The organism is Curtobacterium sp. MCBA15_005, from assembly GCF_001864855.1.
In the GTDB taxonomy this organism is placed as follows: domain Bacteria; phylum Actinomycetota; class Actinomycetes; order Actinomycetales; family Microbacteriaceae; genus Curtobacterium; species Curtobacterium flaccumfaciens.
The window spans coordinates 52,783-67,522 of the sequence record NZ_MJGL01000078.1 but is presented as its reverse complement, the minus strand read 5'-3'; the positions used below and the strand labels follow the sequence as shown (position 1 = coordinate 67,522).

Here is a 14,740-nt window from a genome sequence, read left to right as displayed (position 1 = left end):
ACCGAAGGCCGCACGGGTCCGGTCCGCGGCCCGGCCGCGACCTCAGCTTGCGCCCGGGTCATCCTCTCGGAGGACCCAGAGCCGCCGTGCTCATGCCCCCGGCTGATGACACGGGCGAGCAGGACCGCTGCAATGATCACGTGACACCCGCAGCGCTCGTCGGACGACTCCGCCGGTTCCCCGTCTCCGTCTCCGTGGCCGCAGCGACGACCGCGCTCCTCGTGACCGCGCGGATCGCTCACGCCGAGCCCGACTTCCCGCACCACCCGCCCGTCGCGTGCCTCGCCATGGTCCTCGTGATCGTGACGACGGTGCTCGCCGAACGGTCCCTCGGTTCCGTCCGCACGGTGGTCATCGGCGTGGTGGCCCCGGCGCTCGGCGTCCTCGGAGCCCTGCTCACCGTCAGCATCGGGTCAGCGCTCGGCGAGGCACACGCCGAACTCGCGGTCGGCCAGCCGCTCTTCGCCCCGTCGATCGTCGCCGCCGCCTTGCTCGGTGCCGCTTCGGCAGCGATGCCCGCGCAGCACCGGTGGCGTACGCGAGCCGCGCTCTGGACCGTCGTCCTCACGCTCGTGCTCTTCGCCGGCCACGGATCGGACCTCGCCCGTGCCCTGGCGACGCTGCTCGGCACCGCAGCCGGTTCGTTCGTGGTGCGCCGGGCCTCCGGTCCCGACGCGCCGACCGCGCGTGACACCGTCAGCGCACGCACCTGCGTCGTCGCGACGCTCATCGCGCTCGGCGCGGGCACCTTGGTGACCCCTGTCGTGCCGGACCCGGACGGCGTGCTCTCGGTGTTCGCCGACGCCATGAGCGACCGTGCGGTCGTCATCGTCGGGCTCCTCCTGCTGGTGTCCGCCTGGCTCGTGCAGCGTGGCCGGCGGACGGGCATCGTGCTCGCCGTCGGCGTGCTCGTGACGCTGACCGCCGTCCTCGCCGATGTGTTCCTCATCGAACCGATGACCGACGACGCCGTGCAGTGGCGCGGTCTCGGGCTGGACGCGATCGAGTGGCAGGTCACACTGCTCGGCGCGTGGCTCGTGCCGGCGATGGTGCTGCTGGCGGTCCTGGCGCTCCGCGGACGCCTCGTCCGCTCGCGGTTCCGTGCCGCCACCGACGGCCGCGGTGCCCTGGTCGAGATGCTCCGCGACGGCGATGCCGGAACCCTCGGCCACATGGGCACCTGGCGCGGCAACGCCACCTGGACGGACCCGGACGGACGTGGGGCCGTGGCGTACCGGGTCCGCGGGGACGTGGCACTCACCGTGTCGGACCCGGCGTGCAGCGCTGCGGACCGCGCCGAGGTCGTGTCCGCGTTCACGGCCTTCTGCGACCGCAACGGCTGGGTGCCCGCGTTCACGAGCGTGCACGACCCGGTGCGGCAGATCCTCGCCGCCGACGGGTGGACCGCGCTGCCCGTGGGAGTCGAGTCGGTGCTGGACGTCGCCACCTTCGACCTGCGCGGCAAGAAGCGGCAGGACCTCCGGACGGCCTCGAACCGGGCGGACCGTGAGGGGGTCCGCGACGAGTGGACGACCTTCGACGCCCTGGCTGACGAACACCGTGCCGAGGTCGAGGCGATCTGCACGCGGTGGGCGAGCGACCGGAGACTGCCGGAGATGGGGTTCACCCTGGGCGGCTTCCACGAGCTCGACGACCCCGACGTCCGACTCATGCTGGCGGTGACGGCCGACGGGCAGGTGACCGCGGTCACGAGTTGGCTGCCCGTGTACGAGCACGGCGTGCTGGCCGGCTACACGCTCGACGTCATGCGCCGCGGCGACGACGGCATGCCGGGCGTCATGGAGTTCCTCATCGCCCGGACCGCGATCCGGGCACGCGACGCAGGCCTGCAGATGATCAGCCTCTCCGGCACGCCGCTCGCCGCACACGACGGCGCACCGTCACTCGTGTCCTTCGGATCGGTCCTCGTCGCCCGACTCCTCGAGCCGGTGTACGGGTTCCGGTCGCTCCAGCGCTTCAAGGAGAAGTTCGGCGCCCGACACGAGGCGCTCTGGATCGTGGTCCCCACGCCGTTGCACGTGCCGCGGGTCGCACGTGCCCTGGCCGGCGCGTACGTACCGGGCCTCCGTCCGAAGCACCTCTGGGCACTGCGGCAGGCACACCGCTCGGTCGTGCGCGAGCCCGCTCCGACGCGGGTGGTGTCCGAGCAGTGAGTCCGACCGAGTGGCTGCTCGCCACCCAGCTGCAGGCGCCGTCCAAGCTCGTCCCGCTGGACGTGGCGTTCGCCGTGCTCGGTCTCGCCGTCCTGCTGCCGGCGCTCGGGGCGCTGCGTTCGCGCGTCGCGTGGCGACGGGCCGGGGTCCGCGCTGCCGTCGCGGTGGTCGCCGCCGCGGTGGTGCTCCTCGTGTGCTGGGTCCTCAGCGATCTGATGAACCTGTTCGGCGTCGCGCTGAGCCCCGTCACCCGGATGTGGTTCGTCGTTGCCGCAGCTGCACTGGCCCTGGCGGTCGTCGGACTCGTGCAGGGCCGTCGCTGGCGCCGCGTCCTCGCCGGGCTGCTCGTGCCGACCGCGCTGCTCGCGTCCGCCCTCGGGGTGAACGTCGAGTTCGCGATGTACCCGACGCTCGGCACCGTTGTGCAGACGGACCCGTTCCCGGAGCTCGACCTCGCCGCAGCCCCCGTCGCCACCATGCCCACGACCGGCGAGGTCCGCACCGTCGAGATCCCCGGGGAGCGATCGGGGTTCCCCGCACGGCCCGCCGTCGTCTACCTGCCGCCCGCTGCCCTGGTCAGGGATCCGGCGCCGCTGCCCGTCGTCCTCGCCTTCTCCGGCCAACCGGGGGCTCCGAGCGACCTGTTCACCGCCGGCAGGATGGGCAGCGCACTCGACGGCTACGCCGCAGCCCACCACGGCCGAGCGCCGATCGTCGTCTCCGTCGACCAGCTCTCCGCGCCCGGCCTGAACACGATGTGCGTTGACTCGGACCTCGGCAACGCAGCGACGTACGTCACCGAGGACGTGCCGCGCTGGCTGACGGCGCACCTCCCGGTGACCCCGGACCGCCGTGCGTGGGGTCTCACCGGCTTCTCGCAGGGGGCGACGTGCGCGATGCAGTTCGCCACCGCGCACCCCGACCGGTTCGGGGCCGTGCTCGCGGTGTCCAGCGAGCTGCAGCCCATCGACCAGAACCCGCAGCACAGCGCGGACCGGGCCTTCGGCGGATCGGTCACCGCGTGGAAGGCCGCCGGTCCGATCGCGCAGATGCGGGCGGACGACCTGCACGGGCACGCGTTCTGGTTCACCGCGGGGTCGGCAGACGGGGCGTTCAGCCGCAACGCTCGCGTCCTCGCCGACGCTGCTCGGGCAGCGGGCGCGGACACCAGCGTCGCGTTCGCCCCGGGGAGCGGACACGACTGGAACACCGTGCAGTGGTCGTTCCGCACCGAGCTCCCGCACCTGGCCGACGCGCTGTCCGCGGGGCGTCACTGATCCGCGCCACCGGGGTCTGACCCACCTTCTGACGGACGGGAGGCCCGGTACCAGCTGGTACCGGGCCTCCCGTCCGTCACACGGTGAGCACCAATGGTCGGGTCGCGACGTCGGACCCGACCATTCCTGCTCACGAAACGTCGGCGCGGCCGCCCGCCCGCGCGCGCTCAGCGGTTGAAGAACAGCAGCCCGCGCACGAAGCCGGCCTGCCCGGCGTGCTGCGTGCAGTCGTCCAGGATGCTCACGAGTCGCGCTCCGGCCGTCACGGGCGGGTCCCACGCGTCGTCGACGACGGGGTCGAGGTCGTCCGGGCCGAGCGTGCCGAGGTACGAGACCGTGCGCTCGTGCACGGCGCGCAGGTACCCGGTGAGCAACTCGGCGGAGGCCCGCACCCGACCGACGTCGTCGCGGGACATGCCGTAGCCGAGCGCCTCGGCCGGGAACGGCAGCCCGAACCGGTCGTACCAGCCGTCCGCCGTCCAGACCTGCTCGGAGCCGGCGAGCTCGGCGATCTGCACGTCCTGGCCGCGGGCGATGTGCCACGCGAGCCACGCGAGGGTGTTCGCCCCGGCGGCCGGCCGTGCCGCGAGCTGGTCTTCGGAGAGCCCGTCGACGGCCCGCTCGACCGTCTCGGGGACGCGGGAGAACGCTTCGGTGAGGAGTTCAGAGGGGGTCATGGCGCTCACGCTACGCGCGGGCCGTGACACCCGCTGTCACACGGCGGCGCTGCGGTGGTGGCGCTCCAGGGCGGCACCGAGCCCCTCGAACGCGGCCGCGACCACGGCGCGGTCGGACGGTGCGACGACCTGCCGGAACGCGTCGGAGTAGACGGCGCCGACCTCGCGGGCGACCGCCGTGCCCGACGGCGTGAGGTGCAGGAGCACGCTCCGGCGGTCCTCCGGGTTCGGGCGACGTTCCAGGTGTCCGTGCTTCTCGAGTCGGTCGATCAGCGACGTCATTGCCCCGGTGGTGAGCTCGAGGTACTCGCCGGCCTGCTTCGGGGTCACGCCGTGGCCGCCGGCGGCGCTGAGGAAGAACACGAAGCGGGTGTCCGTGGCGTTCAGCCCGCGGATCGTGCTCTCGTGGTGCAGGACCCGTGCGTGCTGCATCTGGAGCACCCGGAAGGCGGTGAGCAGTCGCGGCAGGTCGGCGTCGGGGTCCGTGTCGGCGGTGACGGGGTCCACCGCCGTGACGTCGGGCGACATCGGTGCCGGCGGCGTGGTGGGGGCGACGCGCGCCGCGGGGACGGCGGGTGCGTGCGGGGGGAGGACGACCGGGTCGGTGTCCGTCATGGGAGCTCTTCTCGGGTACAGGGTGGGAACTTCAGTCAACAAGTAACTCACTCGTCAAGATACCCCCATCAGTGGGGACATCTCAGGTCTTGTGAGCTACTCGAACGCCAAGTAGCTTGATCGTCGTACCACCTCGGCACGTAGCGCGACCAACCACCGCGGGCCCGTCCGAACCACCGATCAGATCTCTTCCTCACGGAGTCCAACCATGTCTCGTGTCACGCCTCGTGCTGCCCGCCTCGCCGCCTGGATCGCCATCCCCGCCGCCCTCGTCGCCTCGGGGGTCGTCGTCTCGACGGCCTCGTACGCGGCGTTCTCCTCGACCACCGTCAACCCGACGAACAACTGGACGGCCGGCAGTGTCGCCCTGTCCGACGACGACAACAACACCGCGCTGTTCACGGCGAACAACCTGAAGCCCGGCTCGGCCGGTGCGAACTGCATCGCGGTGACCTCGACCGGTTCGCTGCCCTCGGCCGTCAAGCTCTACGGCACGAACGTCTCGACCACGAAGGACCTGGCCGCGAACGTCAACCTGACCATCGAGCAGGGCACCGGCGGCGGCTTCGGCTCCTGCTCCGGCTTCACCCCGGCCGCCACCGGCGGCTCGCTCTACAGCGGCACCGTCGCGGGCTTCGGCGCCGCCTCGACCAACTACGCGACCGGCGTCGGCACCTGGGCCCCGACCGGCACCGCGTCCGAGACGCGCGTCTACCGCGTCAGCTACACGGTCTCGAGCACCGCCCCGAACACCGTGCAGGGCGGCACCGCAGCCCTCGGCTTCACCTGGGAGGCCCAGAACAGCTGAGCCGGGACCGGGGCCGAACCAGCCCCGTCCGTTCCCTCCCCGAAACGCGCCCCCGGTCGAAGGCAGTCATGAGCAGCATCGCAGTGCACGGTGGTCCCGCACCGCACGCAGCGGTCCGTGACGCCGTCGACTGGGGGCGCGTCGTCGTCGCCACCCTCGCCCGGGGCGTCGTCGCGACGCTGCTCGGGCTCGCGCTCTGGGCGGCCGCGCCGGCGCTCATCGGCTGGCAGCCGACCACCGTGATGACGGGCTCGATGGAGCCGCGGATCGTCCCAGGTGACGTGGTCGTCTCGCGTCCGGTCGGTTCGGGCGAGATCGCGACGGGCAAGGTCCTGCTCGCCGACGACCCGGACCAGCCGGACCACCTGCGCATGCACCGCTACGTCGAGGACGGCCCCCGCGGCACGATGGTCACGAAGGGCGACGCGAACCCCCAGCAGGACTCCACGCCGATCGAGCGCTCCGCCGTGCACGGGGTCGCCTTCCTGCGCATCCCGTTCATCGGGACACCGATCCGGTGGATCAGCGCGGGGGAGTGGGGCCTGGTCGCGATGCTCGCGCTCGGCCTGACCGCGGTGCTCGCGCTCTGCACGATCGACGGGTCGCTCCGGCGACTCGTCGAGTCCGACGACGACACCGACGGCGCGGCCGGTGGTCCGGACGACGCGGCCGGTCCGGACGACGCCGCCGGTCCGGACGATGCCGCCGGTCCGGCAGACGGTATCGACGACGGCCTGGAGGCGCGGGACGGCGCCGCCACGAGCCTCCCGACCGCTGCGTCCAGCGTCCTCACCCGTCGCGCGCTGCGTCGACGAGCACGTCGCGTGCGGCGGCTGCGCCGCATCGGCGGGGGCGCCGCGGTGCTCGTGCTCGCTGCGGCCGCCGGCGTCCTGCTGCCCGGAGCGGCGGACGCGGCCCCGTGGTCACAGACCACCGTCGCACCGACCGCGACCTTCACGGCGGGCACGGCGACCGGTGTCCCCACCCTGACCTGCGCCCCGGCGGGGTCGAACACGGTGACGATCGCCTGGACCTACGACAACGGCGCGACCGTGCCGGTGTCGTTCGACCTGATGAACGGGACGACGCAGGTGGCCAGCGCGACCACCGCCGGTGCCCGTTCGATGCCCTACTCCGGCGCCGGGCTCCTGAACCTCGGCACCACGTACACGCTGCACCTCCGCACGAACCTCGGCAACAACTGGACCGCGACGAGCACACCGACGGTCAGGGTCCGGGTCGTCTCGGTGCTGGGCCTGGCGTCCGCGAGCTGCGCGACCGCCTGAGTCCTCCACAGGGCACCGCGAGGTGCCCTGTGGATGTCCCCGGCCGGCGTTACCGTGGCCGCATGCGCATCCTGCACACCGGCGACTGGCACCTCGGCCGCACACTGCTGGGTGCCGACCTGCTCGAGCACCAGGCCGCGTTCACCGACTGGCTCGTCGACCTCGCCCGCGAGCGCGCGGTCGACCTCGTCGTCATCGCCGGCGACGTCTACGACCGCGCGATCCCGCCGGTGGACGCCGTCCGCATGCTCTCCCGCGTGCTGGAACGCCTCGCCGAGACCACGACGGTGGTCCTCACGCCGGGCAACCACGACTCGGCCGCGCGGCTCGGCTTCGGGGCCGGCGTGATGGGGCAGCGCGTGCGCATCCTCGCCGAGCCCGCACACGTGGCCGATCCGGTGCTCGTGACCGACGACGACGGCCCGGTGGCCGTGTACGGCATCCCGTACCTGCACCCCGACCTCACGCGGTACGCCCTGGCGGCGGTCCCCGACGAGCCCCTCGCCCGCTCGCACCACGCCGTCGTGCACGCCGCCACCGAACGGATCCGCGCCGACCTCGAGACGCGGGCCGACACCCGGAGCGTCGTCGTCGCGCACGCCTTCGTCGGGGGCGCCGACCCGAGCGACAGCGAGCAGGACATCCGCGTCGGCGGGGTCGACCGCGTCGCCGAGTCGGTGTTCGACGGGTTCGACTACGTCGCCCTCGGGCACCTGCACGGCCCGCAGCGCGTCGGCGACGACGACCGGATCCGGTACGCCGGGTCGCCGCTGGCGTTCTCGTTCGGCGAGCGGCACCAGCGGAAGTCCGTGACCATCGCCGACCTCGACGCGGCGGGTGCCGTCACCGTCGAGCTCGTGCCGACCCCGGTGCCACGGCGGCTCGTCGACGTCCGGGGCAGCATCGACGCCATCGAGTCCGGGGAGTTCCGGGCCGATGCCGACGCCTGGGTCCGCGTCGCGGTGACCGACACCGTGCACCCGGAACGCATGTACGCCCGCGTGAAGGACCACTTCCCGCACGCCCTGGCGATCACGCACGAACCGGCGGACCGGCCGGCCGCCACCGCCGCGCGGGCCGTCACCGCGACGTCCGACCCGGTCGAGGTCGCCGGCGACTTCGTGGCCTTCGCCACCGGCGGGCTGCCCGACGACGACGAACGCGCGGTGCTGACCGAGGCGTACGAGGCCGCGGTGCTCGCCCTGCAGCGTGAGGGGGACCGCTGATGTACCTGCACCGACTCGAACTGCGCGCCATCGGGCCGTACCCCGACCTCGTGACGATCGACTTCGCGGCGCTGGCCGCGTCCGGGGTCTTCCTGCTCGAGGGGCCGACCGGTTCCGGCAAGTCGACGATCATCGACGCCGTCGTGTTCGCCCTGTACGGCGGACTCGCCGGTTCCGAAGCCAGCTCCGACCGGCTGCACAGCCAGCACGCCGACCCCGCGGTCGAACCGTTCGTCGAGCTCGTGTTCGAGACCGGTGCAGGCGTGTTCCGGGTCCGGCGCACCCCGCAGTACGACCGCCCGAAGCAGCGGGGGACCGGCACGGTGAAGCAGCAGGCGTCCGTGCAGCTGTTCCGACTCGCCGCGCCCACCGACGTCGCCGGCGAACCCCTGTCGTCCCGCATCCCCGAGGTCGGGGTCGAGATCGCCCGGATCGTCGGGCTCGACCGCGCGCAGTTCCTGCAGACCGTGGTGCTGCCCCAGGGCGAGTTCGCACGGTTCCTCCGCTCCCCGGGTGAAGACCGCCGGAAGCTCCTGCAGTCGCTGTTCGGCACCCAGGTCTACGACCGCACCGCCGACGAGCTCGCCGCTCGCCGCCGAGCCGTGCAGGCCGAGGTAGAGGGCGCCGACGGCCGCGTCCGCGACGCCCTGGCCCGGTTCGCGCAGGCGGCCGACCTCGCCGAGGCCGACGAGTCCGTCGTCCCCGGTACGGTGGCGTCCCTCCGCGCCACGGCCGACGCCGCCGAGGCAGCCCGAACGGCTGCGGCTGCCGCTGCGACGGCGGCGACCGACCACGAACGATCGGTCACGGCCCGTGCGGCCGCCCTCGAGCGACGAGCGGCGCTGCTGCGGCGGCGGGCGCTCCTCGACGACGACGCCCCGGTGATCGAGCAGGCGCGAACCGCGGTCGCGACGGCCGAGCGTGCCGCCCGGGTCGCCGCGGTGGCCGACGGCCTCGACGCCGCGACCGTGCGGGCCGACGACACCGCCGCGGCAGCAGCCCGGTTGCGCGACCAGCACGCGCTCCGAGCCGTCGACGCACAGCAGATCGCCCGGCGGCGCGACACACTGACCGACGCCCTGTCCGACGTCCGGCACCTCGTCGCGGTCGAGGCCGAAGCGGACGCCAGGCGCACCGCGATCGCCGAGGCCACCGCGACCGCATCGCGGCTCACCGACGACCTCGCCGCGCTCGACACCGCGCTCGAATCCCGGCCGTCGGAACGAGCACGGATCGTCGAGGCCGCCCGGACCGCCTCGACGACCGCTGCCGACGCCGACGCCGCCGCGCACGAGGTCGCCCGGGTGCAGTCGCTCCGTGCCGACCTGGCCGCGCGCGACCGAGCCGAGCGGCGCGTCGCCGATGCCGAACGCGTCGTGGTCGATGCCCGCCGTCGGGCCACCGAGGCGCTCGACGCCGAACGCTCCCTGCGCGAGCGCCGGATCGCCGGGCTCGCCGGGGAGCTCGGTGCCGCGCTGACCCCCGGCGACCCCTGCCCGGTCTGCGGATCGACGGCGCACCCGTCGGTGGCCGCGCCGCAGGACGACCACCCGACGATCCAGGCGGTGGAGTCCGCAGGCGACGCCACGCGTCTGGCCGACCAGCAGCTCGCCGACGCGGCAGCCGACCTGGCCGTCGACCGTGCGGAGCACCTCCGGCTGACCGCCGTCGTCGGCACGGTCGACACCGTCGCCCTCGACGCCATGGCGGTGGCCGCCGACGAGCGGGTCCGAGCGGCGCACGAGGCTGCGGCGCTGGTGCTGGAGCACGAGCGCGAGCGGACGGCGCACGACACCGCGACCCGGGCGCTCGAGCGTGAGCGGAACGACCTCGACGCCCGGCGCACGGTGCTCGCGTCGACCGCGGCCTCCGATGCCGAGCGGCTCGAGGCCGACCTGCGATCGGTGCACGAGGCGATCGACCGGCTCGCAGCACTGTTCGACAGCGACGACGACCGCTCGCCTGCGTCGCTCCACGCCGTGGTCGACGAGCTCGACGGGCGGCTGACGGTGCTCCGCGCCGTCGCCGAGGCCGACGAGCGCGCGGCCACCGCGGCCCGCGCCCGCGACGAGCGCGGCGCCGAGGTCGCCCGGATCCTCGACGAGCAGTCCTTCCTCGACGTCGCTGCCGCACGAGCCGGCCTGCTCGATCCCGACACCGTCGCGCGCTTCCGCAGCAGCATCAGCGCAGCCGAGTCCGAACGCGCCGTCGTGCGGGCAGGGCTCGACGACCCCGAAGTGGTGCAGGCCGCCGACGACGATCCTGAGCAGCTCGACGTGCCGGCGGTGCAGGCCGAACGGGTCCGCGCGACGGCCGAGCTCGACGAGGCCACCCGGCTCGCGGTGACCGCAGCGCACCGCGCCGAGGCCGTCGAGCAGTGTGCGACCGAGGTCCACCGCACCGTGCGTGCGCGACAGGAGACCTCGGCCCGCAGCCGCGCCGTCGTCCGCCTCGCCGACGTCGCGAACGGCGTGGCATCGGTCAACCCGACCGGCATCACGCTCGGCACCTACGTGCTCATGCGGCGCTTCGAGGACGTCGTGGCGGCGGCGAACGACCGGTTGCGCGGCATGCTCGCCGGACGCTTCACCCTCGAGACCTCCGACGAACGGGAGTCCGGGTCACGGTCACGACGGACGGGGCTCGCCCTCGCCGTGCACGACCACACGACCGACACCGTCCGTGACCCCCGCAGCCTGTCGGGCGGCGAGACGTTCACCGTGTCACTGTGCCTGGCGCTCGGGCTGGCCGACGTCGTGCAGGCCGAGGCCGGCGGGGTCTCGCTCGGCACGCTCTTCGTCGACGAGGGGTTCGGCACGCTCGACCCCGAGACCCTCGACGACGTCATCGGACAGCTGTCCCGACTGACCGTGGGTGGGCGACAGGTCGGGATCGTCAGCCACGTCGAGGAACTCAAGCAGCGGATCCCGGAGCGGATTGCCGTGCGCCGCACCCCGACCGGCGGGTCGCGGGTGACGACCACGGTCTGACCTGACCTGACCAGACCAGCCGCTACGGGGTGGGCGTGGCCCCCACCGTGCCGTCCGGCGGCGGCAGGATATCCGCCGCGATCCACGGGAACACCCACTGGAACAGCACGAACACGATCGCTGCGAGCAGGACCAGCAGCTCGAGCACCTTCAGGACAGTGGGGCCGGGCAGCAGCCGCCAGACCAGGGGGAAGATCACTTGGCGGTCTCCGAGAGTTCCTTCGGGGTGCCCTCGGACGCGGGCATCCAGTAGTCGAGCTTCGCGTGCGTCACGTACCGCTCCGCCGCCGACCACATCGGGTGGCAGGCGGTCAGCGTGAGCCAGCGGTCCTGGGCGATCGGTTCGACGCCGGGCTTGTTCGGCACCGGCGCGATCGTCTCGATCTTGTCGGGCGTGACGATCTGGCTGTCGGTGACCTTGTAGACGTACCAGACGTCGAACTTCGTCTTCGCGTCGGTGACCCGGACCACGACCGAGTCGCCCTTCTGCAGTTCCGCGATCTGGTTGAGGGGCTTGCCGTAGGTGACCCGGTGTCCGGCGACGGCGAAGTTGCCGGGGGCGCCGGGCATCGCGGTGCCCTGGTAGTGCCCGAGCCCGATGGTGTTGAGGACCTTCTCACGATCCGTGCCCTCGCCGATCGGCCGGTTGTAGTCGTTGCCGAACCGGGGGATCTGCATCGTCCCGAACACGTCCGACAGCGCCGGCGGTTCGTCCAGGACGGGTGCGGTGCCGCGGTGCTCGGTGCCCTCGACCTTCGGGGTCTCGACCTGGTCGAGGCCCTGCACGAGCTTCGTCTGCTCGTTCACGGCGACCACGTCGGTCCACCACGCCGTCCACACCACGTACAGGCCGGTGCCGGCGCCCGCGATGATGAGCAACTCGGCGATGAGGGAGACGATCGCGCCGCCGACCGTCTGGCGTCTGCGCGGGGAACGCCGGGACCGCGAGCCGGCTTCGTCGTCCCGTGCGCTGCGGCGCGACGGGATGGTGTCGTGTGCGGTCACGGGGCTCCTGATCGGCTGGGTGGTCGGACAGGTCTATCAGATCACGACGACAGGCCGGTGACGACGTTCTCCCCACCCCCGTTAACGTGGGGGCATGGAGTACCGGATCCGCCCCTTCCGCACCGAGGACACCGACGCGGTCGTCGCCCTGTGGGAATCCTGCGGGCTCGTCCGACCCTGGAACGACCCCCGACGTGACATCGCGCGCAAGCTGACCGTTCAGCCCGAGCTCTTCCTGGTCGCCGAGCCGGACGCCACCGACGGTGACGACACCGACACCGACACCGACACCGCCGAAGCCGGCGTGGTCGCTGCGGGCATGGCCGGCTTCGACGGGCACCGCGGCTGGGTGAACTACCTCGCCGTGCGCCCCGACCTGCAGGGCTCCGGCCTCGGTCGCACCCTGATGGCCGAGTTCGAGCGGCTCCTGACCGACCTCGGTTGCCCGAAGCTCAACCTGCAGGTGCGTGCGGGCAACGAGCAGGTGCTCGGGTTCTACGCGTCCCTCGGCTACACCGACGACCGCACGGTCTCGCTCGGGAAGCGCCTCATCCCCGACGCCTGACCGCGCGCTACGCCAACGCCAGCGCCACCGACGCGACGAACGCCAGCACGATGCCGATCCACTGCTGCGCGGTCAACCGCTCCCGCAGCACCACCCCGGCCAGCACCACCGTGCCGATCGGGTAGAGCGCGTTGAGCACACTCACGACGGGCAGGGTCGCCGGATCGTCGCTGCTGTGCAGCCCCGCCTGGATGAACACGTTCGCCATCGCGTCGAAGACGCCGCACACGGCCACGGTGACCAGCAGCCGCGGACCCCATCCGCGACCCGGCCGACGCCCGGGGGTCACGGCAGCCCCGTCGGGGCGGGCCGACGTCGGGGCGGACACCGGGCCTCCCGTCCGGAGTACGACGACGAGCGCCGCCGCACCCAGCAGCACCGCCTGCAGCACCCGCGCGACCACGAGGGGTGCGATGCCCGAGTCCGACGGCGTCATGTCGTAGGCCAGCACGATCCCGCCGAAGCCGCACCCGGCGACGGCGGCCGCGACCACGCCCCGGGCGGTGAGCCGTGCGCCCGAGGCGTCCCGGACCACCGCGACCAGGACCACCGCGACGACCGCGACCACGAGCGCGCCGGTGGCCACGGGCGACAGCACCGTGCCACGGAACACCGCGACGAGCACCGGCACGACGGCCGCGAAGACGGCGGTGACGGGGGAGAGCACGCTCATCGGTCCGATCGCGAGTGCCGCGTAGAGCAGCAGCACCCCGACACCGCCGGAGAGCCCGGCGACCGCACCCCAGACCACGGCCGGCCACGAGAACACGCCGCCGAGGACCACCAGTCCGACGAGCAACGGCACGATCCCGATCGCGGCGGCCACCGCCGTGACGACGACCGGGCGGACCCGGCGCGAGGCGAGTCCGCCCAGGAAGTCGGCGAACCCGTAGACGATCGCGCCGGACAGGCCGAACAGGACGGTGAGCACGGCTCCCATCCTGCCCGGCCCGGTACCCTGCGGTGCGTGAGTGTTCCCTACCAGCGCCTGCCCCGGATCGACGCGCGCTGGAGGTGGTGGCGGCCGCTCGTCGCCCTCGCGTTCCTGGCGGGGTGGTACCTCGTGTCGCAGGTGCTGATCACCGTCGCCTACTTCATCCCGGTCGCCGCGGTCGGGGGCGCGTCCGGGCTCTACGGCCTGCTGGATGACCTGCAGAGCGGTGCCCTCGACCCGACCGATCCGTTGACCCTCTCGCTGACCCTGGTGTCGCTCGTGGTCCTGCTGCCGGGGGTCCTGCTCGCCGTGAAGATCGCGCGCATCGGACCGGCCGGCATCCTGTCGTCGACGCGGTTCCGGGTCCGGTGGGCCTGGACGGCGTGGTGCCTGCTGCCGACGCTCGTCATCGCCGCGGTCATGTTCGTCGTCCAGACCGGCCTGTTCTGGGACGGGGGGATGATCACGACCGACGGCGGCTTCGCCTGGAACCACGACGCGATCGGCCAGTCGACGGTCTCCCTCGGCACCCTCACCCTGACGATCGCCCTCGTCGTCGTGCTCGTCCCGTTCCAGGGCGCGGCCGAGGAGTACATCTTCCGCGGCTTCCTGATGCAGACCGTCGCGTCGTGGATCCCGCGTCGCGTCGGCACGGTCATCGCCGTGGCGGTCTCGACGGTCGTCTTCGCGGTGCTGCACATCCCGAACGGCTACAACGTCTGGGGCATCCTCGACGTCGGCTCGTTCGGCCTGATCGCGGCGATCATCGTCCTCCGGACCGGCGGGCTCGAGGCCACGGTCCTGCAGCACGCCTTCAACAACATCATGATCTTCGTGCTGCAGGCGCCCGGCTGGTCGAAGGTCGACCTGACCTCGTCCGACGCGAACGGCACCTGGCAGGGGACCCTCGTCACCCTCGTCACGTCGCTCGCGTTCTGGGGCATGGTCGAGTTCCTGGCGTGGTGGCGGGGGCTGGACCGCCGCTTCGCCGGGCACGAGGCACCCCGGTTCCGCGGTGTGACCCCGGCCTGGGCGGGCGGCGTCCGCTGGATCCGGCCTGGAGGCACGGGCTGGGCCACCACGCCGGCCCGCGCCGACGAGGTGGCCGGTTCCGACCACCGTGCCGACTCCGGCACGGACGGTGCTGTGGACAGTGCGGTGGGTGTCGCCGGTCGCCCGTAGG

Annotated in this window: 13 protein-coding genes; 8 read left to right on the top strand and 5 right to left on the bottom strand. The window is 73.1% G+C overall.

The features are described 5' to 3' along the window. Nucleotides 1–140: 140 nt before the first annotated feature. Both BIU89_RS16205 and BIU89_RS16200 read left to right on the top strand, forming a co-directional pair. Complete coding sequence (locus tag BIU89_RS16205) at nt 141–2,174, top strand: bifunctional lysylphosphatidylglycerol flippase/synthetase MprF (RefSeq protein WP_175475045.1); 2,034 nt, start codon at nt 141–143, stop codon at nt 2,172–2,174. Beyond that, complete coding sequence (locus BIU89_RS16200) at nt 2,171–3,451, top strand: alpha/beta hydrolase (RefSeq protein ID WP_083404431.1); 1,281 nt, start codon at nt 2,171–2,173, stop codon at nt 3,449–3,451. Before BIU89_RS16205 ends, BIU89_RS16200 begins: the two co-directional genes overlap by 4 nt. Before the next feature lie 167 nt (nt 3,452–3,618). Here the strand turns inward: BIU89_RS16200 and BIU89_RS16195 are convergent, their stop codons facing one another. Both BIU89_RS16195 and BIU89_RS16190 read right to left on the bottom strand, forming a co-directional pair. Beyond that, entirely contained in the window at nt 3,619–4,128 is a 510-nt protein-coding gene (locus BIU89_RS16195; RefSeq protein ID WP_071248315.1) for a mycothiol transferase, read from the bottom strand. A gap of 36 nt (nt 4,129–4,164) precedes the next feature. Continuing rightward, a complete protein-coding gene (locus tag BIU89_RS16190) occupies nt 4,165–4,743 on the bottom strand; it encodes a MarR family winged helix-turn-helix transcriptional regulator (RefSeq protein WP_071248311.1) in 579 nt (192 codons plus the stop codon). A gap of 208 nt (nt 4,744–4,951) precedes the next feature. On the opposite strand from BIU89_RS16190, the gene BIU89_RS16185 reads away from it, so the two are divergent. The 4 genes from BIU89_RS16185 to BIU89_RS16170 all read left to right on the top strand — a co-directional run bounded on the left by BIU89_RS16185 (nt 4,952) and on the right by BIU89_RS16170 (nt 11,053). Then, the gene (locus BIU89_RS16185; RefSeq protein ID WP_071248308.1) at nt 4,952–5,551 is read left to right on the top strand and encodes a hypothetical protein; all 600 of its coding nucleotides are present in this window, start codon (nt 4,952–4,954) and stop codon (nt 5,549–5,551) included. A gap of 68 nt (nt 5,552–5,619) precedes the next feature. Then, nucleotides 5,620–6,837, top strand: coding sequence for a S24/S26 family peptidase (locus tag BIU89_RS16180; RefSeq protein WP_071248305.1), 1,218 nt, complete (start codon nt 5,620–5,622; stop codon nt 6,835–6,837). Between the two features lie 62 nt (nt 6,838–6,899). After that, on the top strand, nt 6,900–8,063 hold the full coding sequence (locus BIU89_RS16175) for a metallophosphoesterase family protein (RefSeq protein ID WP_071248302.1): 1,164 nt from the start codon (nt 6,900–6,902) through the stop codon (nt 8,061–8,063). Further along, nucleotides 8,063–11,053: an AAA family ATPase gene (locus BIU89_RS16170; RefSeq protein ID WP_071248297.1), complete on the top strand. Its 2,991-nt coding sequence runs from the start codon at nt 8,063–8,065 to the stop codon at nt 11,051–11,053. The genes BIU89_RS16175 and BIU89_RS16170 overlap by 1 nt, the downstream gene beginning before the upstream one ends. A gap of 22 nt (nt 11,054–11,075) precedes the next feature. On the opposite strand, the gene BIU89_RS18710 is transcribed toward BIU89_RS16170, so the two are convergent. Next, nucleotides 11,076–11,252 (bottom strand): hypothetical protein, encoded by a 177-nt coding sequence (locus BIU89_RS18710; RefSeq protein WP_155896771.1) that lies wholly within the window; start codon nt 11,250–11,252, stop codon nt 11,076–11,078. Then, nucleotides 11,249–12,058, bottom strand: coding sequence for a class E sortase (locus tag BIU89_RS16165; protein ID WP_254791672.1), 810 nt, complete (start codon nt 12,056–12,058; stop codon nt 11,249–11,251). The genes BIU89_RS18710 and BIU89_RS16165 overlap by 4 nt, the downstream gene beginning before the upstream one ends. Before the next feature lie 94 nt (nt 12,059–12,152). On the opposite strand from BIU89_RS16165, the gene BIU89_RS16160 reads away from it, so the two are divergent. Then, a complete protein-coding gene (locus BIU89_RS16160) occupies nt 12,153–12,623 on the top strand; it encodes a GNAT family acetyltransferase (RefSeq protein WP_071248294.1) in 471 nt (156 codons plus the stop codon). Between the two features lie 7 nt (nt 12,624–12,630). On the opposite strand, the gene BIU89_RS16155 is transcribed toward BIU89_RS16160, so the two are convergent. Next, on the bottom strand, nt 12,631–13,554 hold the full coding sequence (locus tag BIU89_RS16155) for an EamA family transporter (RefSeq protein ID WP_083404430.1): 924 nt from the start codon (nt 13,552–13,554) through the stop codon (nt 12,631–12,633). A 36-nt stretch (nt 13,555–13,590) separates the two neighbouring features. Here BIU89_RS16155 and BIU89_RS16150 point away from each other — a divergent pair, with 36 nt between their 5' ends. Further along, nucleotides 13,591–14,739, top strand: coding sequence for a CPBP family intramembrane glutamic endopeptidase (locus tag BIU89_RS16150; RefSeq protein WP_071248289.1), 1,149 nt, complete (start codon nt 13,591–13,593; stop codon nt 14,737–14,739). Nucleotide 14,740: the final 1 nt, after the last annotated feature.

Bases quoted from the DNA above. Each gene is read 5' to 3' on its own strand.
- BIU89_RS16195 (WP_071248315.1), bottom strand. From the start codon at position 4,128: ATGACCCCCTCTGAACTCCTCACCGAAGCGTTCTCCCGCGTCCCCGAG.
- BIU89_RS16190 (WP_071248311.1), bottom strand. From the start codon at position 4,743: ATGACGGACACCGACCCGGTCGTCCTCCCCCCGCACGCACCCGCCGTC.
- BIU89_RS16185 (WP_071248308.1), top strand. From the start codon at position 4,952: ATGTCTCGTGTCACGCCTCGTGCTGCCCGCCTCGCCGCCTGGATCGCC.
- BIU89_RS16180 (WP_071248305.1), top strand. From the start codon at position 5,620: ATGAGCAGCATCGCAGTGCACGGTGGTCCCGCACCGCACGCAGCGGTC.
- BIU89_RS16175 (WP_071248302.1), top strand. From the start codon at position 6,900: ATGCGCATCCTGCACACCGGCGACTGGCACCTCGGCCGCACACTGCTG.
- BIU89_RS16170 (WP_071248297.1), top strand. From the start codon at position 8,063: ATGTACCTGCACCGACTCGAACTGCGCGCCATCGGGCCGTACCCCGAC.
- BIU89_RS16160 (WP_071248294.1), top strand. From the start codon at position 12,153: ATGGAGTACCGGATCCGCCCCTTCCGCACCGAGGACACCGACGCGGTC.